Source organism: Arthrobacter sp. AOP36-A1-22 (assembly GCF_052377615.1).
Lineage (GTDB): Bacteria > Actinomycetota > Actinomycetes > Actinomycetales > Micrococcaceae > Arthrobacter_H.
Genome location: NZ_JBQSWX010000007.1, coordinates 123,981 through 149,707, shown reverse-complemented (window position 1 = coordinate 149,707; position 25,727 = coordinate 123,981). Strand labels below are relative to the sequence as shown.

Genomic DNA, 25,727 nt, shown 5'->3' with positions numbered 1-25,727 from the left:
CGCCCGTCGGAACGCGCACCACAAAAGATCCTAGCGCCGCGGGCTCGCGCAGATGCGCCGTTGATGTCCGCGGGGCCCGGTAGTTATGCAATCGTCATGATCAAATACCTGCCAGATGACGAATGATGTCCAGCCGTGGCAGATCGATCACCGCGTCGGCGGCGGTACGCAACGCGGGTTTGGCGCAATAAGCGATCCCGAGTCCGGCAGCCCGGACCATCAACAGGTCGTTGGCTCCGTCGCCGGCGGCGATGGTGTGTTCCACGGGGAGGCCCGCCTCGACGGCCCACTGCCGCAGGGACGACTCCTTGGCGGCGGCATCGACGATCTCCCCGTTCACGGTTCCGGTCAGCCGGCCTTCGCTGACGCCCAGATCGTTGGCCCGGGCGAAGTCCAGCCCCAACCCGTCGGCCAGCGGCCGGAGGATCTGGAGGAACCCGCCCGAGACAACGCCCACCAGATGCCCGCCCTCGTGGCAGGCCGCGATCAGTTCCCTGGCCCCGGCCGAGAGAACGACGGCGTCGCACACCCGATCGATGACCCCGGCCTCCAGCCCGGCCAGGGTGGCCACCCGGGCGTGGAGACTTTCGGAGAAGTCCAGTTCGCCGCGCATCGCCGCCTCGGTGACGGCGGCGACTTCGGCCTCACGCCCGGCATGGGCGGCCAGCAACTCGATGACCTCCTGCCGGATCAACGTGGAATCGACGTCCATGACCAGCAGCTTGCGGGGCGCCTCGATCAGGCTGGCCGGGACCAGGGCATGCTGCGCGGAGTCGGCGGCGAGCCGGTCCAGCAAGGCGGCGGAGCGGTCTGCGTCGGGGCCTTCCGGCGTCGTGCGGGTCAACGCCCTGCGTGTTCCGGCGTACCCCAGCCCCGAGAACGCCGTGGAGGAGGCCGTGGAGAACCCGTGGTCCCCCAGGAGCGCCTCGATCCGTGCCGGTTCGAACCGGGTCGCCTCCGGGCCGTCGGCGGCCGTCGGAGTCGCGGCACCGTCGTCGGGGGAGGACGCGGTGCCGTGATGGGAGACGAGGTAACTGCTGATCTTCATGGAACGATTCTCCCGTGCGGTGCCTGCTAGGCGCTACTTCGCGACGTCGCGGGGCGGCACACCCGGTAGCATTTGGCCGATCACCTAGGTATTGCCTTAGTGTTTTGACCATGAATGATGTGCTCTCCTTTACCGGTATCGACGTGGTCCGGGGTCAAAAGAACCTCTTGACGAGCATCGACTGGCAGGTGAAGGAGGACGAACGATGGGTTGTTCTGGGTCCCAACGGGGCCGGGAAGACCACCCTGTTGCAGATCGCCGCGGCCCGCATGCACCCCACCCGGGGCACCGCCGAGATCCTCGACGAGACCCTGGGACGGGTCGACGTCTTTGAACTGCGTCCGCGGATCGGGTTGTCCTCCGGGGCCCTGGCCACCCACATCCCCGCCCACGAGAAGGTGTTGAACGTCGTGGTCACCGCCTCCTGGGGCACCACCGGCCGCTGGCGTGAACAATATGAGGCCATGGACGAACGCCGGGCCTTCTCACTGCTGCACGACTGGGGGATGTCCACCCTGATCAACCGGAAATTCGGGTCACTGAGCGACGGCGAACGCAAGCGGGTGCAGATCGCCCGGGCCCTGATGACCGACCCCGAACTGCTCCTCCTGGACGAACCCGGGGCAGGACTGGACCTGGCGGGGCGCGAGGACCTCGTCGCCCGCCTCTCCGAGCTCGCCGCCGCCGACGAGGCACCGGCCATGGTCCTGGTGACCCACCACCTCGAGGAGATCCCCCCGGGCTTCACCCATGCCATGCTGCTGAACGAGGGCAACATCGTCTCCGCCGGCCCCATCGCCACGACACTGACCGAAGCCAACCTCTCGGAGACCTTCGAGATGGATCTGCGCCTGCGCGTCGACGACGGCCGCTACTCGGCCGTCGCCCGACTCGGCGCCTAGGGCCAGCGCAGCGCATGGATTTATGGAGGGAACTGCTCGTCCTCTTTGCCGGGCTCTGGGCGGGCACGATCAACACGATCGTCGGCTCCGGCTCGCTGGTGACGTTCCCGGTCCTTGTGGCCCTGGGCTTCGCGCCGGTCAACTCCATCATCTCCAACGCCATGGGCCTGGTCGCCGGCGGGTTCTCCGGCGCCTGGGGATACCGGCAGGAAGCCCGCACCGTCCCCAAGACGATGCTCAAACTGGTTCCGGCCTCGCTGCTGGGCGGCATCCTGGGCGCCTTCCTGCTGCTCCACCTTCCCGAAACGGTCTTCGGGTATGTGGCCCCGGTCCTCATCGCGATCGCAATCCTGCTGGTCATCTTCCAGCCGCGGTTGGCCCGGTGGGTGCGTGAGAGGCAAAGCGGCGGGGCCCTGCGGCCTTCCCATGCGGACGAACAGAAACTATCGCCGCTGGTCTACGTCCTGGTCTTCCTCATCGGGGTCTACGGAGGCTACTTCACCGCGGCCCAGGGCATCCTGCTCATGGCCGTGCTGGGCATCTTCTTCCATGGTTCGCTGCAGCAGTCCAATGCGATCAAGGTCATCCTCTCGCTGGTGGTCAACCTGGTCGCCGCCGTGTCCTACCTGCTCTTCGCCTTCGACCGCATCAACTGGCTGATCGTCCTGCTCATCGCCGGCGGTTCCCTGGTCGGTGGGTTCATCGGCGCCCGGGTCGGCCGGAAGCTCTCACCGCTGCTGCTGCGTTCGTTCATCGTGGTGCTCGGGCTCGTGGCCCTGGCGGTCATGATCGGCAAGCTGGTCTCCTGATGCCGATCATCACCCTGGAATCTGCCTCCGACCCGCGCGTCTCCGATTACGTCCGGCTCTCCGATGCGGCCCTGCGGCAACGAACCGATCCGGGGCGCGGGCTCTACATCGCCGAAAGCTCCAAGGTCCTGCGTCGGGCCCTGGCCGCCGGACACGTCCCGCGCTCCTTCTTCCTGGCCGATAAATGGCTCGAGGGGCTCTCCGATGTCCTCGAAGCCCACCCCGAGGTTCCGGCCTTCGTAGGGGCGCCGGGCGTGTTGGAGGAGATCACCGGCTTCCACCTGCACCGGGGTGCGCTGGCTGCCATGAACCGGCCGCAACCGGTTCCGGTGGCCGACGTCGTCGCCGGGGCCCGCCGGGTGCTGTTGTTGGAGGACATCGTGGACCACACCAACCTCGGCGCGATCTTCCGTTCGGCGGCCGCCCTGGGAATGGACGCCGTCCTGGTCTCCGCCCGCTGTGCCGATCCGCTGTACCGGCGTTCCATCCGGGTGAGCATGGGTGGGGTCTTCCAGATCCCGTGGGCGCGGCTGGAGGACTGGAATGAGGGGCTGGACCGGCTGCGCGGGGACGGATTCCGGTTGGCGGCCATGGAGGTCACCGACTCGGCCCGGCCCATCGATGAAGTAGCCGCCGAGAACATCGATCGGTTGGCCCTGGTGCTGGGCACCGAAGGGGCCGGTGTCTCGGACGACACCCTGGCCCGGGTGGACGAGGCCGTGATGATCCCCATGCGCCCGGGCGTCGATTCGTTGAATGTCGCTGCGGCCTCCACCGTGGCCATGTGGGAATTGCGGGCGAGGTAGGCGCGGCGAATGTCGTGGGCGCAGGCCGGGTCTCCTGGATGGTTCGCCGGAGTGGCTCCGGCCCTCTCAAAACGCGCCCTAGAAAGCTGGCATGACTCCAGCAGGGGAGTGCGAGCCCAATGAGAGGCGTGATGGTCGTGGTTCATCAGAGCCAGACGTGGACGTTGGCGCTCGGCACTGAAAGCCAGGGCTTGAATCCGACTGCAGGCCATGGACTCGTTGATCCTGGGCTGACGCCTCGGACGTACTCGAACAACCGGCGCTGAATATTACCCGATGAGCAGTTGGTGAGCGCCCAACGCCGAGTAGTGCCGGCTTTGAGCGGGATCCCGGTAGTGCAAACCATCAGCAGCAGGGCGACGAACCGATCGTTCTTCTACCTGGCGAGAGGGTGTTGTTGTGGCAGCTCGTCCCTGTCCAGGCACTCAGGTCTTCACCAACGACTGGGGCGAGTGGCGGACCGCCGAATCATCCAAGGTCGAGGTCGCCCGTGAGCCACTCATATGCACGATGCTTTTCGGCAGTGAGGGTGAAGTTCAGGACGTCGTCTAAATACGGGTCGAATGCGTCAAGTGTCAGTGAGTCGCCAAGGGGGATAAATTCGGCGTCGTCGTCTTCGGCGCCGAAATCAGCGGTCGCTATTGCCGTACCGGCAACAACGAGCGAGGTGAACAGTCTTGCTTGTCCGACAAGGTGGACCAGTCGAACTTGGACTTCGTTTGTTCGGTTGTTGACGGCAACGTGTTCGAGCGCGGCTGCGGACTCGGGAATTTCCGAGTAGTCGTAGTGACCGTTGCGTTCGCAGTAGCGCGCCAGTTCGATTTGATTGATTGCCGGGCGCGCGTCGCCCAGCAGCTCGGTCAGGAACTCGTCTCTGGGGTGGAGCCCGGTATAGGCATCCTGGAATTTGTCGTAGAGATGGCCCAAGGCAGCGAGCGTGATGAGTTGGGATGCATAGTCAGGACTGGATTCGTCCACGATCGGCTCGAGGTCCCCCTCTCGGGAAATCGCCGCCCAAGCCCACGGGATCCAATGGTGCTTATCGTGGTACTCAAGACCAGAGGTGATGATTTCCAGTGTTTCCTCGGGAATCTGGACGTGCATCTGTGAAACGGTATCCATGGTTGTCCTTTCGTGTGTTGCTCGCTTGACTGTGAAAGCAGGCTGTCATGCAGCCCTGACATTTTGCCCGCGCAGGTAAGCGCTACGTGCGGATGTCAGTGAAGCTGTCCCACGAAACCATCGGGCTGCGGATCCCAGCGTCGATGCCCCCCATCCGGGGACCAGCCAGGGAGGTAGCCGGTGGGGTGCAGGAGGGGCGTGGCTTTTCGTGTTGGCACCGGACTACGCACCCAGTAGGCGCGGCGATTTTTCCGGGCATCTGTCGATGGGATACAGTGAATGGTCGGTTCCGTGACGAACGGAACGGCTGTACCCGTATGGCTGCTGGCAAAATCCAGTGGCTCGAACAAAGGTTTTCCACATGAAGTCCAATACCCACCCGAAGTACGAGGCGGTCGTGTTCAACGACCTCGCCTCCGGCGAAAAGATCCTGACCCGCTCCACCCGGTCCTCGAGCAAGACGATCGAGTGGGAAGACGGCAAGACCTACCCGGTCATCGACGTCGAGATCTCGGCAGCATCACACCCGTTCTACACGGGTAAGCAGCGCATCATGGACTCGGCCGGCCGCGTCGAGCGCTTCAACGCCCGCTTCAAGAACTTCGGCAAGAAGTAAGCGGACCCTTCATGTGGCAAAAGGACCCTTCGGGGTCCTTTTGTCGTTAACGGCCCGGGGCCGACGCCGCCCCGCCGGGCCGTTCCGGGACCCGTGGGCCCGGCGGGTTCACTAGGATGGAACCATGCCAGTCGAGAATCTTCCCCAGCCGGACAGCACGCCCTACACCCACCACGGAGAATTCAAGGTCCACGGAGGAAAACTCGTGGTCGCCGATCTCGAGGTCGCCGGTGAAGGGGCGGAGGCGCGGATCGTGCGCGCCAACATCAACGGGGACTTCTTCCTCGAACCGGATGAGGCGCTGGATGACATCAACTCGGCCCTGGTCGGAATGGAGGCCTCGGCACCGCATGCGGTGATCAGCGGAGCCGTCGGCAGGGCGGTCGGCCACGACGCGGTCATGTTCGGTTTCGATCCCGCGGCCGTGGCCACCGCGGTGCGCCGGGCCCTGGGCCTGGCGACGACGTGGGCCGACCACGACTGGGAAGTCATCGGACCCCGTTCGTTGCCCATCGCCGCCAACGTCGCCCTGGACGAGATCATGACCCGTGAGGTCATGGAAGGGACCCGGAAACCCACCCTGCGGATCTGGGACTGGAACGAGCCCGCCGTAGTCATCGGCAGTTTCCAGTCGGTCCGCAACGAAATCAACCCCGACGGGGCCCGGAAGCATGGGGTGACCGTGGTGCGGCGCATCAGCGGGGGTGGGGCCATGTTCATGGAGGCCGGGAACTGCGTGACCTATTCCCTCTATCTTCCCGCGTCGCTGGTGGATGGCATGAGCTTTGCCGACTCCTACCCGTTCCTGGACGCCTGGGTGATGGAGTCGTTGAAACGCCTAGGCGTGGAGGCGTTCTATAAACCATTGAACGACATCGCGACCGACCAGGGAAAGATCGGCGGTGCCGCGCAGAAGCGTTTAGCCGGGGGAGCGATCCTGCATCACGTCACGATGAGCTACGACATCGACGCCGAGAAGATGACCGAGGTGCTGCGCATCGGGCAGGAGAAGATTTCCGATAAGGGGATCGCCAGCGCCAAGAAACGGGTGGATCCACTCAAGCGGCAGGCGGGCATCCCGCGGGCCGAGATCATCGAGACGATGATCTCGACCTTTGCCGAGCGCTATGGGGCGACCCGGACCGAAATCGATGAGGCCACGTTGACCCGGGCCGAGCGTCTCGCCGACGAGAAGTTCCGGACCGATGGATGGCTGAACCGGGTTCCCTAGCCGGACCGGGCCCCTGGACGGGCCGGCGCCGGATTGGGCCCGGCGCCCGCCTCATCCGATTGCCGGTGAGCTCAGTCCCGTGACGCCAGGACGGCGGCCTGCCCGTGCAGGGTGCGCACCAGCTGGTCGCGCTGTTCGATGATGATCCGACGCAGGGCCCGTGGAGCCTCTGCGTGGTCGGCGAGCCAGGCATCGGCGCTGCGCACGACGCGATGCTGCTCCGGTGCCTCGGTGCCCAGATCCTGATCCAACGGGAACAGGCCCTGCACGATCCGGGTGGCCAGGCCGATGCTCATCTTCTCCCAGATATCGGCCAGGGCCGGCCAGTAGCGTTCGTAGTAGCCGTCGATCTGCTCATGTGAACCGATCAGGAAACCGTTGACCGTGGCACTGAGGACATCGTTGGAGAGGACCGCGCCGTCGGCGTCGGTTCCGGACAGGGCGGCGTCGAAGGCCGCCTGCTTCACCTGCGCCTCCGGGCGTGCTGCCCAGGCGAGCGCCTGCCCCACGGTGGCGACCGCCGACGGGTTGGCCTGGCGCTCGGCCTCCAGGGTGGAGGTGGAGATGTGTCCCCGGGCCGCACCGGCCTGCAGCAGGGCCCAGCGCAACTGCTCGTCGACGGTAAGTCCTTCGACCCGGAGGCTGCCGTCCAGCAGCCCGGCCACGACATGGTCGAGTTCGCCGGCGCGGGCCAACTCGGCCAGGGCCCTGGCGAAGGCCAGCTGGGCGTCGGATCCGGGATCAGCAGCGAGCAGGAAATCATGCAGCGACTGGGCCAGCTGCCGGTGTTCGGCATCCCTGACATGGGGAGGGCAGTACCGTTGGACGGCGGTCTCGGCCTGCCCCAGGATCATCGACAGGACTCCGACATCGGTGATCGTGGAGACATGTCGGCGGACCGCGCTCAGGAAGACCGGTGCCGGAAGCAGGCCATCGCGGACCATGGACCAGAGGGCTGCCCAGGCGGTGGCCCGCGACAGAGGCTCTGTCAACGTGCCGAGGTGTTCGAGCAGGACCTGCAGGGAGGACTCGTCGAATCTGACCTTGGCATAGGTCAGGTCCCCGTCATTGGGCAGGACGACGGCGGGGCGGGGCCGGCCGACGAGTTCGGGGATCTCGGTCCGGGCCCCGGTGGCATCGAGCCTGAATCCTCCGGTGCGCTCCAGCTTGCCATCGCGCAATTCGAAGGTGCCCAACCCCAGGGTGTGTGGACGGATGGCGGCGGATCCCGTCGTGGGATCCGCGCCCTCCTGGACGATGACCGCCGAGGTGACTGCGCCGTCGTGCTCCTCGAACTCGACCTCCAGGGAACCGACCCCCGCGGTGCGGAGCCAGGATTCGGACCAGGCCCCCATATCGCGGCCGGAGGCCTCGGCCAGGACGGCCAGGAAGTCCGCCAGGGTGGTGTTGCCGTATTCGTGGCGACGGAAATAGGTACGGGCCGCGGAGACGAAGGCCTCGCGCCCGACGTAGGCATCGAGCTGCTTGAGCACGGAGGCGCCCTTGGCGTAGGTGATGCCATCGAAATTCTGCCGGGCCGCTTCCAGATCGGGGATGTCGGCGACGATCGGGTGGGTGGTCGGCAGCTGGTCCTGGACGTAGGCCCAGGCCTTGCGGCGGTTCGCGAAGGTGACCCAGGCGGTATCGAAGTCGGTGGCTTCGGCCACGGCCAGGGTGCCGATGAAGTCGGCGAAGGATTCCTTCAGCCACAGGTCATCCCACCAGCGCATCGTGACCAGATCGCCGAACCACATATGGGCCATCTCGTGCATGATCGTATTCGCCCGGCCCTCGTACTGGGATTCGGTGGCGCGGGAGGTGAAGACGTAGTTCTCAGTGAAGGTGACCAGACCGGGGTTCTCCATGGCGCCGAGGTTGTATTCGGGGACGAAGGCCTGGTCGTATTTGCCCCAGGGGTAGGGGTAGTCGAAGAGGTCATGGAAGAAGTCCAGCCCCTGCCGGGTGGTGGTGAACAGGGCATCGGCATCGAAGCTTGCCGCCAGCGAGGCCCGGCAGCTCAGGCCCAGCGGGACGGTCAGCGTGCTGCCGTCCTCGAGGCGGCGGGACCAGCTGTCGGTGACGTAGTGGTATGGCCCGGCCAGGATCGTGGTGATGTAGGTCGAGATCGGCAGCGTCGGGGCGAAGACCGAGGTGGCCATGCCGTTGTCGTGCTCGGTGCGTTCGGCCACCGACTGGTTGGAGGCGACATGCCAGTGGGCGGGCGCCGTGACGGTGAAGCTGAAGGGTGCCTTGAGGTCGGGCTGTTCGAAGTTCGCGAACACCCGGCGGGCGTCGGCCGGCTCGTACTGGGTGTAGAGGTAGGTCTGGCCGTCCACCGGGTCCACGAAGCGGTGCATGCCTTCCCCGGAGGTCGAGTAGAGGGCCGTGCCATCGACCTCGACGAGGTTGTGGCCCGCCGTGGGAGTGAAGTGGATCCGTGACCCACGGACCGCGGTCGCGGGATCCAGGGGCTTGCCGTTATGGACCACCGAGGCGACGCCACCATGGATGAAGTCCAGGAAGGTCTCCTCGCCGGCGACCTGGGCGGTGAGCGCGATCCGCGTCCGGGATCGGTAGCCGGAGACCGTGGGATCCGGGGCGCCGGTCAGATCGAGATCGACTTCATAGGAGTCGACACTGAGGATCCGGGCGCGCTCGGCGGCCTCATCGCGGGACAGGTTCTGGTTTCTGGGCTGCTGATTCTCCACGGGGCCATTCAACCATGAAACAGGTGTTGAAGATCACCGTCCGGCGTGGATCCGTGGATTACCAGGGGGAGGGACGGTAGTCCTTGATGAAGCAGCCCCGCAGATCCGTGCCCTCCTCGCCGGCAACGATCGGATGGTAGACCCGGGCCGCGCCGTCGATCAGATCCAGGGGTGCATGCCAGCCTCCGGCGGCGTGTCGGATCTTGGACTCGTGCGGGCGTTCGTCGGTGATCCACCCGGTGTCCACGGCCGTCATCAGGATGCCATCGGTGTCGAAGAGCTCCTCGGCGGACGTGCGGGTCAACATGTTGATCGAAGCCTTGGCCATGTTGGTATGGGGGTGACCGGGGCCCTTGTAGACCCGGGAGAACTGCCCCTCCATCGCCGAGACATTCACGATGTACTTGCGGTTGAACGAGGAGGCGGCCATCGCCGGACGCAGCAGGCTCGCCAGCAGGAACGGTGCCGTGACGTTGCAGAGCTGGACCTCCAGCAGTTCCAGCGCCTCCACTTGGCCCAGCGTGTGGGTCCAGCTGTTCACGCTGACCAGATCGGGGACCAGCCCGCCGGCATCGATCGCGGTTCCTGCTTCCACCCGGTCCAGGGAGGCCGATCCGGCGGTCATCGCCAGCTCGGCCAGCCGTGCCGGATCCCAGGCGGCGGAGGATTCCAGGGCGTCGGTGTCCAGGTCGAAGGCCGCGGCCAGGGCCCGGGGGTGGGCTTGTGGTGCCTGGCCGGCGCCCCAGAGTTCCGGGCCACCTCGGGCCTGGCTGAGCTCGGGGGGCAACGGCCGGGCCTCGGCATCGATGAGGTGGCGGTAGGCCTGGCCGGAACGGCGGACCGTCTGGGCCGCATTGTTGATCAGGATGTCCAGCGGCCCGGCGGCGATGAGTTGCTCGGTCAACGACACCACCTGGGAGGGGTCGCGCAGGTCGATCCCGACGATGCGCAACCGGTGCAGCCAATCGCCGCTGTCATCCAGGGCGGCGAACCGGCGGGCCGCATCGGCGGGGAAACGGGTGGTGATGGTCGTATGGGCCCCGTCGCGCAGCAGCCGCAACGCGATATGCATGCCGATCTTGGCCCGCCCGCCGGTGAGCAGGGCCCGGCGTCCGGTCAGGTCGATGCGGGCCTCGCGCCAATGCCTGCCGGCGGTGGCGCAGTCGGGGCACAGCAGGTGGTGGAAGGCATCGACCTTCGTGAAGGGCTGTTTGCAGACGTAGCATTTGCGCGGCTGCTGGTATTCCCCGGCGCTGGAGCCCGCGGAGGTCGAGGACAGGTCCAGCCCCTCGGTCTCGTCGTCGAGCCGGTTCGCGGCGCCGGTGGCCGTGCGTTCCATGACCTGGCGGTCGGCCTCGACCACCGCCTGGCGGGCCTCGGTCCGGCGGGCGCGTTTGACCTCCTTGAACATCTTCGCAGTGGCCCGGCGCACGGCGATGAATTGTTCGTCGTCGTCGGGGAGTTCGTGGATGCGTTCGAGGACGCCCAGGCAGGCGGCCAGATCGGCGGCGGCGATGGGGGAGGAATGCTCAGTCATGACGGCAGAACTATACCGCCCCGGCGCGACATCCACCCAGTCGGGTCAGCCGTCGATCTGCTGTCCCTTCGCCAACACGGTCAGCCCCGAGTCGGTGACCAGGAATCCGCGGGCCCGATCCACCGCGTGGTCGATGCCGATGCTGGCGCCGGCGGGGACCACCACGTTCTTGTCGATGATCGCGTGGTTGATCGTGGCACCGGCTCCGATGACGACGTCGTCCAGCAGGACCGAATCGGTGACGCAGGCCCCGTGCTCGACGCGGGCGTCGGTGGAGATCACCGAGCGGGTGACGACGCCTCCGGTGATCACCACACCCGCAGCCAGCAGCGAATCGTGTGCTTCGCCGGGGACGCCGTTCTTATCGCGGACGAGCTTCGAGGGCGGGGAGCTGTGGTGCCGGGTGTGGATCGGCCATTCCTTGTTGTACAGGTTGAACTTGGGGATGGGGGAGACCAGATCCATATGGGCGTCATAGTAGGAATCCAGCGTGCCGACGTCGCGCCAATAACGCACCAGCCCGTCGTCCTCGCCCGGGACGGGGTTGGAGGAGAAGTCATAGACCCCGCAGTCACCGCGTTCGACGAAGCCCGGGATGATGTCCGCGCCCATGTCGTGTTTGGTGTCGTCGCTGAGGTTGTCGGCGTCCAGGGCCTCGAGCAGGGCATCGGTGCTGAAGACGTAGTTGCCCATCGAGGCCAGGAAGGAATCCGGGTCATCGGGCAGCCCGGGGGTCGATGCGGGTTTCTCACGGAAGGCGGCGATACGCCCTGGGTCGTCGTCGTCGACCTCGATGACCCCGAATTGATGGGACTGGTCGATGGGCTGGCGGACCGCGGCGACGGAGGCCGAGACCCCGGCGGCGATATGGGCGTCGATCATCGCCGAGAAGTCCATCCGATACACGTGATCGGCGCCGACCACCAACACGTATTCTGGTTTGGCGTCGTGGATCAGGTTCAGGGACTGGTAGATCGCGTTGGCCGAGCCGAGGAACCAGTCCTTGCCCAGCCGCTGCTGGGCAGGAACCGAGGCGACATAGTTGCCCAGTTGGGTCGACATGCGCCAGGTTTCGGACACGTGGCGGTCCAGGCTGTGGGATTTATATTGGGTGAGCACCACGACCCGCAGATATCCCGAATTCACGACATTGGACAAGGCGAAGTCGATCAGCCGGTAGCTGCCGGCGAACGGTACGGCCGGTTTGGCACGATCCGCCGTCAGGGGCATCAGCCGCTTGCCTTCCCCACCGGCCAGAACCACGACGAGGACTTTTCTCCGGGGCATGCCGTCTCCCTGCTCCTTGTTGCCTCCCGGCGACGTGGACGCCGGGCTTCACCTGCACGCCTCAGACTATGGCAGAAGTCACTTAAACGGCTACGTTGGTGCTGTGAGAGTAGACATTGTGACCAAGGAATTCCCGCCGGCCATCTATGGCGGGGCCGGTGTCCACGTCGCCGAGCTGTCGCGGGTGCTGGCACCGCTGGCGGATCTGCACGTGCACGCCTTCGGAGCGGAGCGCCCCGCGGACTACCACGGCGCCACCGTGGCCAGCTATGCCGAGCCCGGGGACCTGGGGGAGGCGAACCCCGCACTGGCGACCCTGGGGACCGATCTGCGCATCGTTCCCGCGCTGGCCGGGACGGATATCATCCACTCGCATACCTGGTACGCGAATTTCGCCGGCCACCTCGGCTCGCTGATGCATTCGGTCCCACATGTGCTCAGCGCCCACTCGCTGGAGCCCCTGCGCCCCTGGAAGGCCGAACAACTCGGCGGGGGATACGCCGTCAGCTCCTGGGCCGAATCCACCGCCTACCACGGGGCCGACGCCGTCATCGCGGTATCCGCGGGCATGCGCCGGGACATCCTGCGCGCCTACCCCGACGTCGATCCGGAACGGGTCCACGTGGTCCACAACGGGGTCGATGTCGAGGCGTGGCATCCGGCACCGGATCTACAGGCACTGCCCGGACTGGGGATCGACCCGGACCGACTCACGGTGGCCTTCGTGGGACGGATCACCCGACAGAAGGGGGTGCCCTATCTGCTGCGGGCCGCGGCACTGCTGCCGCCCGACGTCCAACTGGTGCTCTGTGCCGGAGCCGCCGACACCCCCGAACTGGCCGCGGAAGTCGCCGGGCTGATCGCCACGTTGCGGGCCACCCGGGAGGCCGTGGTCGTCATCGAACGCATGCTGCCACGCAACGAACTCATCCAGGTCCTGAGCCAGGCGACCGTCTTCGCCTGCCCGTCGATCTATGAACCGCTGGGGATCGTGAACCTCGAAGCCATGGCCTGCGGCACCGCAGTGGTGGCCAGCGCGGTCGGGGGGATCCCCGAGGTGGTCGCCGATGGCGAGACCGGACTGCTGGTGGCCCTGGAACAGCTCGACGACGCCTCGGGCACGCCGGCGGATGTCGAGGGTTTCGTCGCCGATTTCGCCGCAGCGCTGACCCGGGTGCTGGAGGACCCCGAACGGGCCCGGGTGATGGGCGCCGCCGGCCGGAAACGCGCCGCCAGCAACTTCAGTTGGGATGCCATCGCCCAGCGGACGTTGGAGGTCTACCAGGACGCGATCGACTCCTACCGACCCTGAGGGCCCGGGCGCCGTCACGGCCCCGACAGACGACGACGGCGGTGCCTCCGGAATCCGGAGGCACCGCCGTCGTGCCGTGGCCGGGTCGGTCTAGGCGCCGACCTTCTTGCCCTGGGTGGCCGCCGACTTCGCGGCCTTGCGCTTGGCCTTCTCGGCCGCCTTGCGACGGGCGACGAGGATCTTCTCGTCGATGGGGGCATCGGGTTTGGCCCGTTCCCGGCGCAGGTACTCGGCCGCTTCGTCCTGACGCTCCGCCTCGATGCCCGAGGAGATGTCGGCCCGCAGGTGCTCGGGGCCGTAGCCGAAGGCGTCGACCAGGTCCTGGGCGTGCGGACGCAGACGGGCCAGCAACCGGTTGATGTACGGGCCCAGGGTCCTGGCCCGCTGGTTCGAGAGGCGTCCGTGCATCACATACCAGGACAGGTCCTTCTCGATCAGCTGCAGGCCGTAGAGGTCCCGGACCCAGGTCATGACCTGGCGGGTGCCCTCGTCCTGGATCTTGCCCAGGGCCGTGGTGAACGACTCCCAGAGCAGCAGATCGGCGTGGGCGCGGGCCGCCTCGATGATCTCGTTCTGGTGCTCGTTGAAGACCTTGGCGCCTTCGGCCTGGGGCAGCTTGGCGGCCCCGCGCATCGCGTCGGCGACCTCACCGACCGCGGTGCCGACACGGTCGGTCAGCAGACCGCGCTGGGTCTCGGCATCCTTGAGGAAGTTTGCCGAGCGCTTCTCCGAACCGGTATCGGAGAAGGTCTGGGCCAGCTGGCGCAGACCCGAACGGTTGATCGCCACGTTGCCGGCCTGCCGGACCACATAGCGGGCCAGGACGCCGGCATCGAGGTGGCGGAACTCCTGGGCGTAATCGGTCAGCAGGCGCTTGGCGACCAGCTGCAGCAGCACCGTGTTGTCGCCTTCGAACGTCGCATACACGTCGAGGTCCGCGTAGAGGGAGGTGAAGCGGTTCTTCGTCATGTAGCCGGAACCACCGGTGGCCTCGCGGCACTCCTGGACGATGTCCAGGGCGTTCCACGTGGATGTGGGCTTCAACGCGGCAGCCAGGGTCTCCAGGTCCTGCCGGTCCTCATCGGAATCGGCGGTTCCGGAGAACACGCCGTCGAACTTCTCCAACAGCTCCTCGTGGGCGAAGGACATCGCATAGGTGGTCGCGATCCGCGGGATGAGGCGACGCTGGTGGCGCTGGTAGTCCATCAGGGTCTCCTCCTGCACCGTGGAGGTCGCGTTGAACTGGCGACGCTGGTGGGCGTAGGTGGTGGCGATCTGCAGGGCCACCTTGGAGGCGGCCACCGCGGCACCGTCGAGGGAGACCCGCCCCTGGACCAGGGTTCCGAGCATCGTGAAGAACCGGCGCCCCGGGCTGGAGATGGGGGAGGTGTAGGTCCCGTCGACGGCGACATCGCCGTAGCGGTTGAGCAGGTTGGTGCGCGGGATGCGGACCTGGGTGAAGTGCAGGCGGCCGTTGTCGATGCCGTTGAGCCCGCCCTTCAGGCCGTCGTCCTCGCCGCCGACGCCGGGCAGGAACCCGTTGTCATCGCGGATGGGTACGTAGAAGGCGTGGACCCCATGCTTGACCCCGTTGGTGATCAGCTGGGCGAAGACCACGGCGGCGCGACCGTGCTTCGCGGCGTTGCCCAGGAACTCCTTCCACGCGGCCCGGAAGGGGGTGTGGATGACGAATTCCTCGGTGGCCGGGTCATAGGTCGCCGTGGTGTCGATGCTGGCGACGTCCGACCCGTGGCCGATCTCCGTCATGGCGAAGGCCCCGGGGATCTCCAGGTTCATGATCCCGGGAAGCCACTTCTGGTGGTGTTCGGTGCTGCCCAGGTGCTGGACCGCGGAACCGAAGAGGCCCCACTGCACGCCGGCCTTGATCTGCAGGGACGGATCGGCGACCACGAGTTCCTCGAAGGCGGCGATGTTCCCACCGTGGTTGTTCGCACCGCCCATCGTCTCGGGGAAGGCGCGCTGGATGGCGCCTTCGTCCACGAGGATGGACAGCTGGTTGAAGACGCGTTCGCGGTGCTCGTCCATGGACTGGCCCTCGATGCGCTGGAGGTCGTCGCGGCCGGCGAGCCGGCGTGAGGTGCGGCGGTCCTCGGCCCACTGGCCCAAGAGCTGTTCGGCGAGTGCGGCGACGTCGATGCGGGGGTCTGTCCGGCCGGAGCCGGCGGTGTTCTGCTGGGTCACGTCGTGTGCCTTTCCAATTCGGTAGCTTCGTTGCTGGGATGTCGGGGCTGTTCGGTCCCACCGGGGGGATGCCCGGTGATACCGGAGACCAGCCAGGTCGTGATGGTTTGGGTCAATTCGAGTTCATCGGGTTTGCCGGGGCTCGCGGCGGTCCGCAGCCAGGCTTCGCCCGCGGCCCGGACCATGCCGATCGAGGCGGTCGGCCAGAGTTCCAGCGCCGGGCTGGTCGCCCCTGCCGCGCCATGCCGGCCGTTCAGGTAGGCATGCATGCGTTCCTTCATCATGGAGGTGATCTCCGCGAAGAAGTCGTCCAAGGGGGCGTCGCCCGTCGTGGCGGGGGTCGGCCGGAACGGATCACGGGCGGTGTCGGTGACGAAGAAGTAGACGTTCGGTGACGTCTGGGCCATCTGCAGGTAGGCCTTGACCATGGCCCGCAGACCGGCTTCCTCGGTGGTGGCCCGGCGGGCGGCGTCGACGACCTTGGCCCGCATCTGGCCGATCGCCATCTCACCCATGGCCTGGCGCAATCCGTCCTTATCGCGGAAATACCGGTAGAACACGGATTTGGAGGTTCCGGCGGCTGCGGCGAAGTCGTCCATCGAGGCCGAAGGGCCCATGCGGTGGATGACCGAACGGGCGGCTTTGACCAGTTCGGTGCGCCGGGACTGACGGTGGGCGTCCCACCGGGCGGAGCGCCCGTCTCCGGTGGCGCCCGCCCCGCCGGTTGCGGAGGGCTCTGAAGTGTTCACGATACCCAGCGTATCAGGTACGCTAGGTATCGGTAATCAACTTCACATCGTCAGGAGTCATTCCATGGCCGACCCGGCTTCCCCCGCCCAGTCCACGACGACCGGCACCACCGGTCCGCGTCCCGCCGTCGTGATCGGCGGCAACCGCATCCCCTTTGCCCGGTCCAACGGCAAATACTCCACCGCCTCGAACCAGGAGATGCTCACCGCCGCCCTGGACGGCCTGGTGGCTCGTTTCGGGCTGCAGGGCCAGCGCATCGGGGCGGTCGCCGCCGGAGCCGTCCTGAAGCACTCCAAGGACTTCAACCTGGTCCGCGAATCAGTCCTGGGAACGGCACTGTCGCCGACCACGCCCGCCTATGACGTGCAGATGGCCTGTGCCACCGGCATGGAAGCGATCGGGTCGCTGGCCAATAAGATCCGCCTCGGGCAGATCGAATCCGGGATCGGCGGCGGGGTGGACACCACCTCCGATGCGCCCATCGCCGTCAGCGAGGGCCTGCGCGCCGTCCTGCTGGAACTGACCCGGGCCCGCACCCTGCAGCAGCGGCTCTCGGCACTGTCGAAGTTCCGTCCCAAGGATCTTTCGCCCGCCGCACCGGGCACCGGGGAACCGCGCACCGGGCTGTCGATGGGCGACCACCAGGCCGTCACCACGGCCGCCTGGGGCATCACCCGCCAGGCCCAGGACGAACTCGCGCTGGCCAGCCACAAGAACATGGCCGCGGCCTATGACCGGCACTTCTTCGATGACCTCATCACCCCCTTCCGCGGGGTCAGCCGGGATACGAACCTGCGTCCGGACAGCACGTTGGAGAAGCTGGGCACCCTGAAGCCGGCCTTCGGCAAGAACCTGGGGGATCAGGCCACGATGACCGCCGGGAACTCCACCCCGTTGACCGACGGGGCCGCGACCGTGCTGATCGGTTCGGAGGACTACGCCCGCGCACACGATCTGCCGATGCTGGCCAACTTCGTGGACTTCGAAGCCGGGGCCGCCGATTTCGTCAACGGCGGGGACGGCCTGCTGATGGCCCCCGCCTACGCCGTGCCGCGCCTGCTGGCCCGCAACGGACTGACCTTGCAGGACTTCGACTTCTACGAGATCCACGAGGCCTTCGCCGGGACCGTGCTCAGCACGCTGGCCGCCTGGGAGGACGAGGATTTCTGCCGCAACAACCTGGGGCTCGAAGCCCCGCTGGGGTCGATCGACCGCAGCCGATTGAATGTCAACGGCTCCTCGCTGGCCGCCGGCCACCCGTTCGCCGCCACCGGCGGACGCATCGTGGCCACGCTGGCCAAGATGCTGCATGAGAAGGGTTCGGGCCGTGGCCTGATCTCCGTCTGCGCAGCCGGCGGCCAAGGCGTCGTGGCGATTTTGGAGGCACGCTAACCATGGCCGACAACTACCTGAAGCTCGTCAACACCGGGTTCACCAAGGATCTGGCCAAGACGCTGGGTCTCCCGCGTCCCACGATCCTGCGCCGCTATGAGCCCGGCAAGCCGCTGGTCCCGGGACCCGTCGTCGTCCTCGGCGCCGGCTCCGCCGCCCATGACCTCACGGAGACCCTGTTGGGTTGGGGACTCGACGTCCGCCGCCATGCCGGAGGCCCCGAGAAGCTCGGCGCGCTGATCCTGGCCCTGGACGCCGTGGAGGCCCCCGGCGATCTGTCGGCCGTTGCCCTGGAGGCGGGTGCCGCGTTGCGCAGCCTGCTACCCGGTGGGCGCGTAGTCTCCATTTCACGCCCGGCGACCGTCAACGACGCCCCCGCCCGGTCGGCCGCCCGGATGGGCGTCACCGGTCTGCTGCGCTCCCTGGGCCGTGAAATGCGCGGTGGTGCCACCGCCAACGGGATCCTGCTCGCCGAAGGCATCGGCGCCGCAGCCCCCTCGGGGGCAGCCGCCCTGCACTTCCTGCTCTCCGGACGCAGTGCCTACGTCGATGGACAGTTCATCAACGTCGAGTCCGAACGCGGTGTCCTGCCGGCGGACTGGGACCAGCCGCTGGCCGGCAAGGTCGCCGTGGTGACCGGCGCAGCCCGGGGCATCGGTGCGGCCATCGCCCGGACCCTGCACCGCGACGGTGCCACGATCGTGGCCGTCGACGTCCCGCAGGCCGGGGAATCACTGGCCGCGGTCGCCAACGGGATCGGCGGTACCGCACTACAGCTCGACATCACCCGGGACGACGCCGCAGCGGTGATCATGGAGCACGCCTTGGGCCGCCATGGACAGCTGGACATCGTCATCCACAACGCCGGGATCACCCGGGACAAGCTGCTGGCCAACATGGACGCAGCACGCTGGGATTCGGTCATCGCAGTGAACATCCAGTCGCAACTGCGCATGAACGAGGCGTTCCTGGCCGCAGATCTGCCGGGGCTGCGCATCGTGTCTCTGGCCTCCACCAGCGGCATTGCCGGGAACCGCGGTCAGACCAACTACGCCACCTCCAAGGCCGGGGTCATGGGCATGGTCGCCTCCACTGCGTCGGCGATGGTCGAACGCGACGGTGGCATCAACGCCGTCGCCCCCGGCTTCATCGAAACCGAGATGACCGCCAAGATCCCCGTGGCCACCCGGGCCGTGGGGCGGATGCTGCTGCCCTCGCTGATGCAGGGCGGCCAGCCGCTGGACGTTGCCGAAGCCATCGGTTTCCTGGCCTCCGACGCCGCCGGGGGCATCAACGGACAGACCCTGCGGGTCTGCGGACAGTCGCTGGTGGGCGCATGAGCCGCCGCCTCGTCGACCTGGATGCCGTCCCGGCGCTGCCGAAGCTCTACGCCGAAGCGGTGGCCCATCAGGTCCGCAACCAGCTGAGCCGCTCGAGCAGCGAGCTGGTGCTGCCCGAGGTCGAACACCGGGTCCATGGCGTGGTCCCCGACCAGACGCGGTTGGAGGCCTACCAGCGACTGGTGGGCGATACAGTGCGTCCGAACCTGCCGAGCGTCTTCATCCACGGGACCGTCTTCCCGGTGGCCATGTCCGTGTTGGCCTCACGCGACTTCCCGTTGCCCCTGCTGGGGATGGTCCACCTGTCCAACCAGGTCGAGCATCTGCGCCCGGTGGGTGTCGATGAGGTCCTGAAGGTGCGGGCGTGGACAGAGAAGCTGCGCGACCACCAGGCCGGCACCCAGCTGGACGTGGTGTGCGAGGTCAGTGTCGGGGAAGAAACCGTGTGGGTGGGCACGTCGACGTACCTGGCCAAGGGCGTCTGGGCCGGGGAGCGTCCCGAACGCCGGGGCCAACGACCCGAATTCGTCCCGCTCCGGCAGACGGGCGCCTGGCGTTTGGGGGCGGGGACCGGGCGTAAATACGCCGCGGTGCTGGGGGACTACAACCCCATCCACCTCGGGGCCCTGCCGGCCAAGGCCCTGGGCATGAAACGCCAGATCGCCCACGGCATGTTCCTGGCCGGCAAGGCACTGGCCCAGACGGCACCGCTCGAGGGCGGATACCACTGGGACATCGTCTTCGAATCCCCCGTCCTGCTGCCGTCCACGGTGAGCTTCGGGGTGATCAGGAACGAGAAGCTCCTCGGCTTCGAGGGCTGGAACGCGAAGAAGGGCCGCCGGCATTTCCACGGAGCGGTGCGCGCGCTCTAGGTCACTGCCGACCCGGCGAGGCGGCCGGTGGTTTGTGGTCGGAGCAAAACCGGCGACACACCACCGGCCAGGCTAGGCGCGCCGGATGGATCGACGGATCTGGAGGCCCGCCAGCCCGAAGAGGATGGCCAGGATCCCGGAGACCAACCCCGCCCACCAGCAGGACGTCGTCCAGCGGGCGGCGATGGCGACGACCACTTCCGTGATGCCCAGCATCATGGCCCAGGCACCGACGAACAGGGCCACGGCCAACGCCGTCAAGCCGGGGGCGACCAGGCCGGCCAGGACTGAGATGACGGCACCGGCCAGGATCCATTCCGAGTGCCGCCGCGGCCTCGGATCGCGGCGCGCGCTGAACCACTGGGAGCCGGCCGCCACGCCATCGACGATCGCGTGGATCCCGAAGACGATCGACACCAGTCCACGCCACCACAGGGCATTCCCGACGGGCCTGGACGGGGCAACTGTCAGACTATTGGCCACTTTAACTTCTTCGACCGAAACCCCGGTGCCTCCCGAACGGGGGAGCCGGGCCGTGGGAGACTTCGGGCCGGGAGTCGGGGCGTCCTTCGTGGAACCGGCAGGGCACCAGCACACCCTCGGGGTCAGGGGGCTACCTCGTCCGAATCGATGGTGGCCCTGGCATAACTCGCCCGGGTCGCCGTGGCCGTATGCATCCAACTGAATCCATGCGATCTCGCGACGGCCGTATGGCCCATCCGTGCGACGTCGTCCCGGTGCGTCGCCGCGTGGGCGATGGCCTCGGCCCAGCTTTCCGCCGAGAGATCGGGGACGAGGACCCCGGTGGAGCCATCGGCGACACTATGGCGCAGGCCGCCGACGTCATGGGCCAGCACGGGGGTCCCGCAGGCCTGTGCCTCCATGGCGACCAGGCCGAAGGATTCGCTGTAGGAAGGCACGGCCACCACATCGGCGGCCCGGAACCAGGCAGCCAGCTCGTCGGCCGGCGACGGCGGAAGCAGGTGGGCGATCTCCTGGAGCTGTTCTTCATCGATCAGCCGCGCCAGGTCCAGGTCCTTCGAGCCGCTGCGGGAGCCGATGATTGCCAGCTCCACCTCGATGTCCGGCCGGGTGCGCGCCAGCAGCCCCAGGGCGCGCAACAGCACCTGGGGTCCCTTGAGCTTCTGGATGCGCCCGGCAAAGACCAGCCGCAGGGGATCCACTGCCGGACCAGGGGTGTGTCCCGCGTCGGCGACCCACATCCGGGGCCCTTCGGGGTGGAAGGTCTGCAGATTCACTCCGGGGACCACCAGGTCGATGCGGGAGGGCTCGGCGCCGTAGTCGGTGACCAGCTCATCGGCCTCGGCTTGGCTGTTGGCCGTCAGTCGGGTGGCCCGGCGAGCCAACTGCGTCTCGGCCTCGACCCGGCGATCCGATTCCTCAGCATCCTGTTGGAGCCGGCGTTTGACCTTCGCCAGGGTGTGCATGGTGTGGACCAGGGGCAGTTCCCACCGGCTGGCCAGTTCCAGACCGACGATCCCCGACATCCAGTAGTGGCTGTGGATGATGTCGAACGGTCCATGGTCGCCGCCGGCGATCCTTGCGGTGATCTCCGGAAGGTGGTCGGGCAGATCCTCCTTGGCCAGCGGGCCGTCGGGGCCGGCCGGGACATGGTGGACCCTCACCCGCTCGTTCAAGGACACCGACTCGGTGCCCCGGGGGCCACGGGTGAAGATGTCCACCAGCAGTCCGGAGGAGGCCATGGCCAGGGCGACCTCACGGACGTAGACGTTCATTCCCCCGGCATCCCCCGAGCCCGGCTGGTCCAACGGAGAAGTATGCAGGCAGAGCATCGCCACATGCAGCGGTGGCGAATTCTCGGGATCCGGCAGGTGGGTGGCCGGATGAGGGGCGTGCGTCATGGAGGTCCTGGAAGGGCTGGGTGGAGGATGGCCAAGCGTTCCCCTGAAGACTAGTCCGAACGGCCGCCCGGGTACTACTTGCCGGTGTCCCCGGTGTCCTTCGTGCTCTTGGTTTTCGCGATGAAGGCCTTCACCAGGGCCGGGACATCAGCCGTCGGCGTCTGGCCGTCAACTTCGTCAGGGAACCATTCGCCGCAGTGGCGGGCCACCTCCTCAACGGTCAGGGGCGCCGCGAATTCCTCCGTATCGGGCGAGTCGCCGGCCCAGGGGTGGGCCTTGACAGCCCGGGTCAGGAGAGTCATCTCGATCGTCCCCAGGACACGGGATGCCGGGGGCTCCGGGGCCTTTGCCGTGTCCTCTTCCCCGCTGAGGTATTCGTCCTCGTAGGCGAGGCAGAGCCCGTCCAAGGTCGCTGGCTCATCCCTGCCCGGATCCGGCGAAGCGCTCGGCTCACCGGCGGTCGGGGACGGTGTCGGGGTCGGAGTGGAGGTCGGCGGCACCGAGGGCGTCGGGGTGACCGTGGGGGTCGGCGCCGCGGAGGGGGTGGGTTTGGCCGGCGGTGTCTTCGTCGGCGTCTTGGCCGGTGCCTTGGTTGGTGGTTTGCCCGGTGTCGGCGAGGGGGATTTCACCGGAGTCGTGGTCGGGGTGCTGGACGGAGCAGGAGCCGAGGGGGTGGGCTTCGTCGAGGACGAGCGCGGTTTCCGTTCCACGTCCGTGGAATGTGCGGGGGCCTGTTGCTTCGCGGATTCCTTGGTTTGCCCGGGCCGTGGGCGTGTACCCGGTGTGGGGTCCTTCGGGGCAGGGCCGGCAGCGGTGGGGCTCTTCGACGCCGAGGGCTGCGGGGCCGCCGCGGCCCGGTGCGATGCGGCCGGAGCGCTGGAGGAGGCCGCCGTCGTCGTACGCGAGGGGGTGGGCGAGGGGGACGGGGAAGTCCGGCTCTTGGCGATCTGGCGTAGCTCCTGTTCGGAGACCGGCCGCTTCTGGCCCGGGACCCGGGGCAGATACTTCGCCGGGTCGACCCATTTGCCGTGCAGGTAGACCTCGAAATGCACATGGCACCCGGTGGAGTTGCCCGTGGTGCCTGACAGTGCCAAGAGGTCGCCCCGGTGCACGCGGTCACCCTGATGGGCCACGAGCAGCGAATTATGGCTGTACGCGGTTTCGACGCCGCTTCCATGATCCACGCGGACGCGTTGGCCTGAATGTCCGGCCCAGGCCGATTGGACGACGCGCCCATCGGCAGCCGCCCGGACCGGGGTCCCGCACGCGACCCCGTAGTCCTGACCGATATGGATGTAGGAGCCGGGGCCCGTCGGATTCAACCGCCAGCCGAAACCGCTGGTGATCCGGGTGGTTTCCACCGGTGGGGCGAGGGCCAGTCCGCCGGGCAACAAACCCGCCGGACCGGTGGTGACGTGCTCGGCGCCGCGTCGGGAGGGCAGGCCCTCTCCATCGGCCGGGCTGCCGTCGGGGCTGACGATGGAGGTGATTTCCGGTTGGTAGCCCGGGGACCAGTCCCCGCCGCCGAGGCCGGAGCCGGCAGAAGGGTCACGGAGCGGGGAGGTGCCGGCGACCATGGCGAAGACGGGTTGGACCGTACGGCTCGGGCTGGATTCCGTGGAGGCGGTGCTGGTCGCAGCGGCCGCGGGGTCGGGTGCGGGAAGGCTGCCGGCGGCCGGGGCCGTGCCGATGAGCAGTGCGCCCGCCGTGGCCAGACCCAACCATTTGAGCAGTGGGCCTTTGCTGGACGGGCGTGACGGAGCGTGGCGAGGCACTTGCTGGTGCTCTGGCACCCGTGCACCCATGTTTCCCCCGAGTGGTCGGCCCCTATGCCCGCATTGCGACACTCATTGTCGTCCGCGGAGTGGTGGAGATCACGCTACCCGTGCCCGGGAGTTTGGACCAGAGGTGCCGACCGGAAATCGGAGGGAGGGGTGAGCGCCGCGGGGTGGGGCAGCGCCCGGGCATGAAAAAAGCCCCGGAGAACCGGGGCTCATTTCGTGCGCGGAGGGGGACTTGAACCCCCACCCACTATACGTGGACTAGCACCTCAAGCTAGCGCGTCTGCCTATTCCGCCACCCGCGCAGGTGGTGCGATTCGGCCGGTCGGGAGTACTCGTGGGACTTCCTGCCCGGCGAAAGCAGCGAGTAAGACTCTAACATGTCGGTGAGGCAGTTCCCAATTCCACCCTCTTTCCACGGATGACTAGGCTGGAACCACCCGAACAACCCGGAAGGCCAGGCCATGACCGAGCTAGGAAACCACGGTGCCGCAGGCATCACGGCAGCCGACGAAGTCGAAGAAATCTGCCGTACCTTGATCCGTTTCGACACCAGCAATTTCGGCGGCAACGACGCCCGCCCCGAACGTCCGGCAGCAGAGTACGTCGCCGAGCTGATGACCGGGGGAGGGCTCGCCCCGAAGATCTATGAATCCTCCCCGGGCCGTGCCAGCGTCGTGGCCCGGATGGAAGGCACGGATCCCTCGCTGCCGGCCCTGGTAGTCCACGGCCATCTGGACGTGGTCCCGGCCCAGGCCGAGGACTGGAGCGTCGACCCGTTCGCCGCCGAGGTCAAGGACGGGCTGATCTGGGGGCGGGGCGCGGTGGACATGAAGGACATGGACGCCATGATCCTGGCCGTGCAGCGGCAAATGCACCGTGAAGGGGTGAAACCCCAACGCGACCTCATCTTCGCCTACTTCGCCGATGAGGAGGCCGGCGGGACCTACGGGGCCGGGTGGATGGTCGAGAACCATCCCGAGGTCTTCGCCGGTGCGGGGGAGGCCATCAGCGAAGTCGGGGGGTTCTCCTCGACCGTCGGCGGGCGACGGGCCTACTTCCTGCAAACCGCGGAAAAGGGACTGCACTGGCTCACCATGCACGCCGGGGGCCGCGCCGGACACGGATCGCAGATCAACGACGAGAACGCGGTGACCCGGCTGGCTGGGGCCATCAGCCGCATCGGCGCCCATGAATGGCCCATCGAATACACGAAGACCACCCGGGCACTGATGGAAGGTGTCTCCGAGCTCACGGGCATCGAGTTCGACGAACGGAATCCGGAACCGTTGCTCGATGCGTTGGGCAATGTGTCCCGGTTCGTCGGGGCCACCTTGCAGAACACCTCGAATCCCACGGCCCTGAAATCCGGCTATAAGCACAACGTCATCCCCGGCGCCGCCGAGGCCTTCCTGGATTGCCGGACCCTGCCCGGACGCGACGAACTGCTGCACGAGACCCTGCGCGAACTGGTAGGAGCCGGAGTCGATTTCTCCACCGAGCACTCGGATACCTCACTGGAGGTCCCCTTCTCCGGATCGCTGGTGGACAACATGGTCGCGTCGATCTCCGCCGAGGATCCCGGGGCCGTCGTGCTGCCCTACATGCTCTCCGGCGGCACCGACAACAAATCGTTGTCCCGGCTGGGAATCACGGGATACGGCTTCGCCCCGCTGCAGTTACCCGACGAGCTGGACTTCACCAGCATGTTCCATGGTGTGGACGAACGGGTCCCGGTGGACGCACTGAAATTCGGCACCCGGGTCCTGTCCCGGCTGCTGCGCACCTACTAGGGTGCCCCGGGGCCCGAAGGGCGGCTGGGCAGGGTCCGGAAGGATGAAGCCCGGCCCCGCTTCGGCGTTGTTCAGGCGGGGAAGCTGTCCAGGGTGCTGGTCACCCGCATGACGCGGCGGCGCATCCAGTATCGGCGCATCCCGCCCATGTAGATGCGGGTGGTGCGCAATTCCCATTTTCCGTATTCGGCGTGCTCGGCCAGTTCACGCCGGGCATCGGCGATCGACTGGCCGGGACGGACCGTGAGGACCAGATATTCGAAGCCCGCCGCGTGGTCGGTGGACTTCCGTGCTGCTGTGGGGGAGTTTTTCATCATCTTGCCTCCATTCTGCTCG

At 67.3% G+C, this 25,727-nt stretch carries 21 protein-coding genes and 1 tRNA gene; 10 read left to right on the top strand and 12 right to left on the bottom strand.

Annotated features, from left to right (window positions below; all coding sequences use genetic code 11):
* Nucleotides 1-100: 100 nt before the first annotated feature.
* Nucleotides 101-1,048, bottom strand: a complete 948-nt coding sequence (gene serB, locus ACT3S2_RS06590) for a phosphoserine phosphatase SerB (protein WP_444554694.1) — start codon at nucleotides 1,046-1,048, stop codon at nucleotides 101-103.
* A 110-nt stretch (nucleotides 1,049-1,158) separates the two neighbouring features.
* Between serB and ACT3S2_RS06585 the strand changes: the two genes are divergently transcribed.
* The 3 genes from ACT3S2_RS06585 to ACT3S2_RS06575 are packed head-to-tail and all read left to right on the top strand — an operon-like array spanning nucleotide 1,159 to nucleotide 3,565.
* Complete coding sequence (locus tag ACT3S2_RS06585) at nucleotides 1,159-1,950, top strand: ABC transporter ATP-binding protein (protein WP_444561438.1); 792 nt, start codon at nucleotides 1,159-1,161, stop codon at nucleotides 1,948-1,950.
* A 14-nt stretch (nucleotides 1,951-1,964) separates the two neighbouring features.
* Nucleotides 1,965-2,759, top strand: coding sequence for a sulfite exporter TauE/SafE family protein (locus tag ACT3S2_RS06580; protein ID WP_444554692.1), 795 nt, complete (start codon nucleotides 1,965-1,967; stop codon nucleotides 2,757-2,759).
* Nucleotides 2,759-3,565, top strand: coding sequence for a TrmH family RNA methyltransferase (locus tag ACT3S2_RS06575; protein WP_444554691.1), 807 nt, complete (start codon nucleotides 2,759-2,761; stop codon nucleotides 3,563-3,565). Before ACT3S2_RS06580 ends, ACT3S2_RS06575 begins: the two co-directional genes overlap by 1 nt.
* Before the next feature lie 468 nt (nucleotides 3,566-4,033).
* On the opposite strand, the gene ACT3S2_RS06570 is transcribed toward ACT3S2_RS06575, so the two are convergent.
* Nucleotides 4,034-4,687 (bottom strand): hypothetical protein, encoded by a 654-nt coding sequence (locus ACT3S2_RS06570; protein ID WP_444561437.1) that lies wholly within the window; start codon nucleotides 4,685-4,687, stop codon nucleotides 4,034-4,036.
* Nucleotides 4,688-5,048: 361 nt separating this feature from the next.
* Between ACT3S2_RS06570 and ACT3S2_RS06565 the strand changes: the two genes are divergently transcribed.
* Both ACT3S2_RS06565 and ACT3S2_RS06560 read left to right on the top strand, forming a co-directional pair.
* Nucleotides 5,049-5,303: a type B 50S ribosomal protein L31 gene (locus tag ACT3S2_RS06565; RefSeq protein WP_444554689.1), complete on the top strand. Its 255-nt coding sequence runs from the start codon at nucleotides 5,049-5,051 to the stop codon at nucleotides 5,301-5,303.
* A gap of 124 nt (nucleotides 5,304-5,427) precedes the next feature.
* Nucleotides 5,428-6,534 (top strand): lipoate--protein ligase family protein, encoded by a 1,107-nt coding sequence (locus ACT3S2_RS06560; RefSeq protein ID WP_444561436.1) that lies wholly within the window; start codon nucleotides 5,428-5,430, stop codon nucleotides 6,532-6,534.
* Nucleotides 6,535-6,605: 71 nt separating this feature from the next.
* Here ACT3S2_RS06560 and pepN read toward each other — a convergent pair whose 3' ends face one another.
* Genes pepN through glgC form a run of 3 tightly spaced genes read right to left on the bottom strand, consistent with a single transcriptional unit; the run spans nucleotide 6,606 to nucleotide 12,066 of the window.
* Entirely contained in the window at nucleotides 6,606-9,242 is a 2,637-nt protein-coding gene (gene pepN / locus ACT3S2_RS06555) for an aminopeptidase N (RefSeq protein ID WP_444561435.1), read from the bottom strand.
* 58 nt (nucleotides 9,243-9,300) lie between these two features.
* Nucleotides 9,301-10,779 (bottom strand): SDR family NAD(P)-dependent oxidoreductase, encoded by a 1,479-nt coding sequence (locus tag ACT3S2_RS06550; RefSeq protein ID WP_444561434.1) that lies wholly within the window; start codon nucleotides 10,777-10,779, stop codon nucleotides 9,301-9,303.
* 45 nt (nucleotides 10,780-10,824) lie between these two features.
* Nucleotides 10,825-12,066, bottom strand: a complete 1,242-nt coding sequence (glgC, locus tag ACT3S2_RS06545) for a glucose-1-phosphate adenylyltransferase (RefSeq protein ID WP_444561433.1) — start codon at nucleotides 12,064-12,066, stop codon at nucleotides 10,825-10,827.
* A 103-nt stretch (nucleotides 12,067-12,169) separates the two neighbouring features.
* Between glgC and glgA the strand changes: the two genes are divergently transcribed.
* Nucleotides 12,170-13,378 (top strand): glycogen synthase, encoded by a 1,209-nt coding sequence (gene glgA, locus ACT3S2_RS06540; RefSeq protein WP_444561432.1) that lies wholly within the window; start codon nucleotides 12,170-12,172, stop codon nucleotides 13,376-13,378.
* A gap of 90 nt (nucleotides 13,379-13,468) precedes the next feature.
* Here the strand turns inward: glgA and ACT3S2_RS06535 are convergent, their stop codons facing one another.
* Entirely contained in the window at nucleotides 13,469-15,580 is a 2,112-nt protein-coding gene (locus ACT3S2_RS06535; RefSeq protein ID WP_444561431.1) for an acyl-CoA dehydrogenase family protein, read from the bottom strand.
* Nucleotides 15,577-16,329 carry a TetR/AcrR family transcriptional regulator gene (locus ACT3S2_RS06530; protein ID WP_444561430.1) on the bottom strand — a complete coding sequence of 251 codons (753 nt, stop codon included), beginning with the start codon at nucleotides 16,327-16,329 and terminating at the stop codon, nucleotides 15,577-15,579. Before ACT3S2_RS06530 ends, ACT3S2_RS06535 begins: the two co-directional genes overlap by 4 nt.
* 64 nt (nucleotides 16,330-16,393) lie before the next feature.
* Here ACT3S2_RS06530 and ACT3S2_RS06525 point away from each other — a divergent pair, with 64 nt between their 5' ends.
* From ACT3S2_RS06525 to ACT3S2_RS06515, 3 genes are read left to right on the top strand one after another with little or no spacing between them, the layout of a single operon-like run.
* Nucleotides 16,394-17,722: an acetyl-CoA C-acetyltransferase gene (locus tag ACT3S2_RS06525; RefSeq protein WP_444561429.1), complete on the top strand. Its 1,329-nt coding sequence runs from the start codon at nucleotides 16,394-16,396 to the stop codon at nucleotides 17,720-17,722.
* 2 nt (nucleotides 17,723-17,724) lie between these two features.
* Nucleotides 17,725-19,062 (top strand): 3-oxoacyl-ACP reductase, encoded by a 1,338-nt coding sequence (locus ACT3S2_RS06520; protein ID WP_444561428.1) that lies wholly within the window; start codon nucleotides 17,725-17,727, stop codon nucleotides 19,060-19,062.
* A complete protein-coding gene (locus ACT3S2_RS06515; protein WP_444561427.1) occupies nucleotides 19,059-19,934 on the top strand; it encodes a MaoC/PaaZ C-terminal domain-containing protein in 876 nt (291 codons plus the stop codon). Before ACT3S2_RS06520 ends, ACT3S2_RS06515 begins: the two co-directional genes overlap by 4 nt.
* 72 nt (nucleotides 19,935-20,006) lie before the next feature.
* Here ACT3S2_RS06515 and ACT3S2_RS06510 read toward each other — a convergent pair whose 3' ends face one another.
* From ACT3S2_RS06510 to ACT3S2_RS06495, 4 genes are all read right to left on the bottom strand, one after another.
* Nucleotides 20,007-20,417, bottom strand: a complete 411-nt coding sequence (locus ACT3S2_RS06510; RefSeq protein WP_444561426.1) for a DUF308 domain-containing protein — start codon at nucleotides 20,415-20,417, stop codon at nucleotides 20,007-20,009.
* Nucleotides 20,418-20,539: 122 nt separating this feature from the next.
* Entirely contained in the window at nucleotides 20,540-21,817 is a 1,278-nt protein-coding gene (locus ACT3S2_RS06505; RefSeq protein ID WP_444561425.1) for a glycosyltransferase, read from the bottom strand.
* A 74-nt stretch (nucleotides 21,818-21,891) separates the two neighbouring features.
* The gene (locus ACT3S2_RS06500) at nucleotides 21,892-23,592 is read right to left on the bottom strand and encodes a peptidoglycan DD-metalloendopeptidase family protein (RefSeq protein ID WP_444561424.1); all 1,701 of its coding nucleotides are present in this window, start codon (nucleotides 23,590-23,592) and stop codon (nucleotides 21,892-21,894) included.
* A gap of 226 nt (nucleotides 23,593-23,818) precedes the next feature.
* Nucleotides 23,819-23,903, bottom strand: a tRNA-Leu gene (locus tag ACT3S2_RS06495).
* A gap of 159 nt (nucleotides 23,904-24,062) precedes the next feature.
* On the opposite strand from ACT3S2_RS06495, the gene ACT3S2_RS06490 reads away from it, so the two are divergent.
* Nucleotides 24,063-25,391 carry a M20/M25/M40 family metallo-hydrolase gene (locus tag ACT3S2_RS06490; protein ID WP_444561423.1) on the top strand — a complete coding sequence of 443 codons (1,329 nt, stop codon included), beginning with the start codon at nucleotides 24,063-24,065 and terminating at the stop codon, nucleotides 25,389-25,391.
* 71 nt (nucleotides 25,392-25,462) lie between these two features.
* On the opposite strand, the gene ACT3S2_RS06485 is transcribed toward ACT3S2_RS06490, so the two are convergent.
* A complete protein-coding gene (locus ACT3S2_RS06485) occupies nucleotides 25,463-25,708 on the bottom strand; it encodes a DUF5703 family protein (protein ID WP_444561422.1) in 246 nt (81 codons plus the stop codon).
* Nucleotides 25,709-25,727 lie beyond the last annotated feature (19 nt).

What these genes read in the sequence shown, in the direction of transcription:
- serB (WP_444554694.1), bottom strand. Translation starts at nt 1,048, where the DNA reads ATGAAGATCAGCAGTTACCTCGTCTCCCATCACGGCACCGCGTCCTCC.
- ACT3S2_RS06585 (WP_444561438.1), top strand. Translation starts at nt 1,159, where the DNA reads ATGAATGATGTGCTCTCCTTTACCGGTATCGACGTGGTCCGGGGTCAA.
- ACT3S2_RS06580 (WP_444554692.1), top strand. Translation starts at nt 1,965, where the DNA reads ATGGATTTATGGAGGGAACTGCTCGTCCTCTTTGCCGGGCTCTGGGCG.
- ACT3S2_RS06575 (WP_444554691.1), top strand. Translation starts at nt 2,759, where the DNA reads ATGCCGATCATCACCCTGGAATCTGCCTCCGACCCGCGCGTCTCCGAT.
- ACT3S2_RS06570 (WP_444561437.1), bottom strand. Translation starts at nt 4,687, where the DNA reads ATGGATACCGTTTCACAGATGCACGTCCAGATTCCCGAGGAAACACTG.
- ACT3S2_RS06565 (WP_444554689.1), top strand. Translation starts at nt 5,049, where the DNA reads ATGAAGTCCAATACCCACCCGAAGTACGAGGCGGTCGTGTTCAACGAC.
- ACT3S2_RS06560 (WP_444561436.1), top strand. Translation starts at nt 5,428, where the DNA reads ATGCCAGTCGAGAATCTTCCCCAGCCGGACAGCACGCCCTACACCCAC.
- ACT3S2_RS06550 (WP_444561434.1), bottom strand. Translation starts at nt 10,779, where the DNA reads ATGACTGAGCATTCCTCCCCCATCGCCGCCGCCGATCTGGCCGCCTGC.
- glgC (WP_444561433.1), bottom strand. Translation starts at nt 12,066, where the DNA reads ATGCCCCGGAGAAAAGTCCTCGTCGTGGTTCTGGCCGGTGGGGAAGGC.
- ACT3S2_RS06525 (WP_444561429.1), top strand. Translation starts at nt 16,394, where the DNA reads ATGGCCGACCCGGCTTCCCCCGCCCAGTCCACGACGACCGGCACCACC.
- ACT3S2_RS06520 (WP_444561428.1), top strand. Translation starts at nt 17,725, where the DNA reads ATGGCCGACAACTACCTGAAGCTCGTCAACACCGGGTTCACCAAGGAT.
- ACT3S2_RS06515 (WP_444561427.1), top strand. Translation starts at nt 19,059, where the DNA reads ATGAGCCGCCGCCTCGTCGACCTGGATGCCGTCCCGGCGCTGCCGAAG.
- ACT3S2_RS06505 (WP_444561425.1), bottom strand. Translation starts at nt 21,817, where the DNA reads ATGACGCACGCCCCTCATCCGGCCACCCACCTGCCGGATCCCGAGAAT.
- ACT3S2_RS06490 (WP_444561423.1), top strand. Translation starts at nt 24,063, where the DNA reads ATGACCGAGCTAGGAAACCACGGTGCCGCAGGCATCACGGCAGCCGAC.
- ACT3S2_RS06485 (WP_444561422.1), bottom strand. Translation starts at nt 25,708, where the DNA reads ATGATGAAAAACTCCCCCACAGCAGCACGGAAGTCCACCGACCACGCG.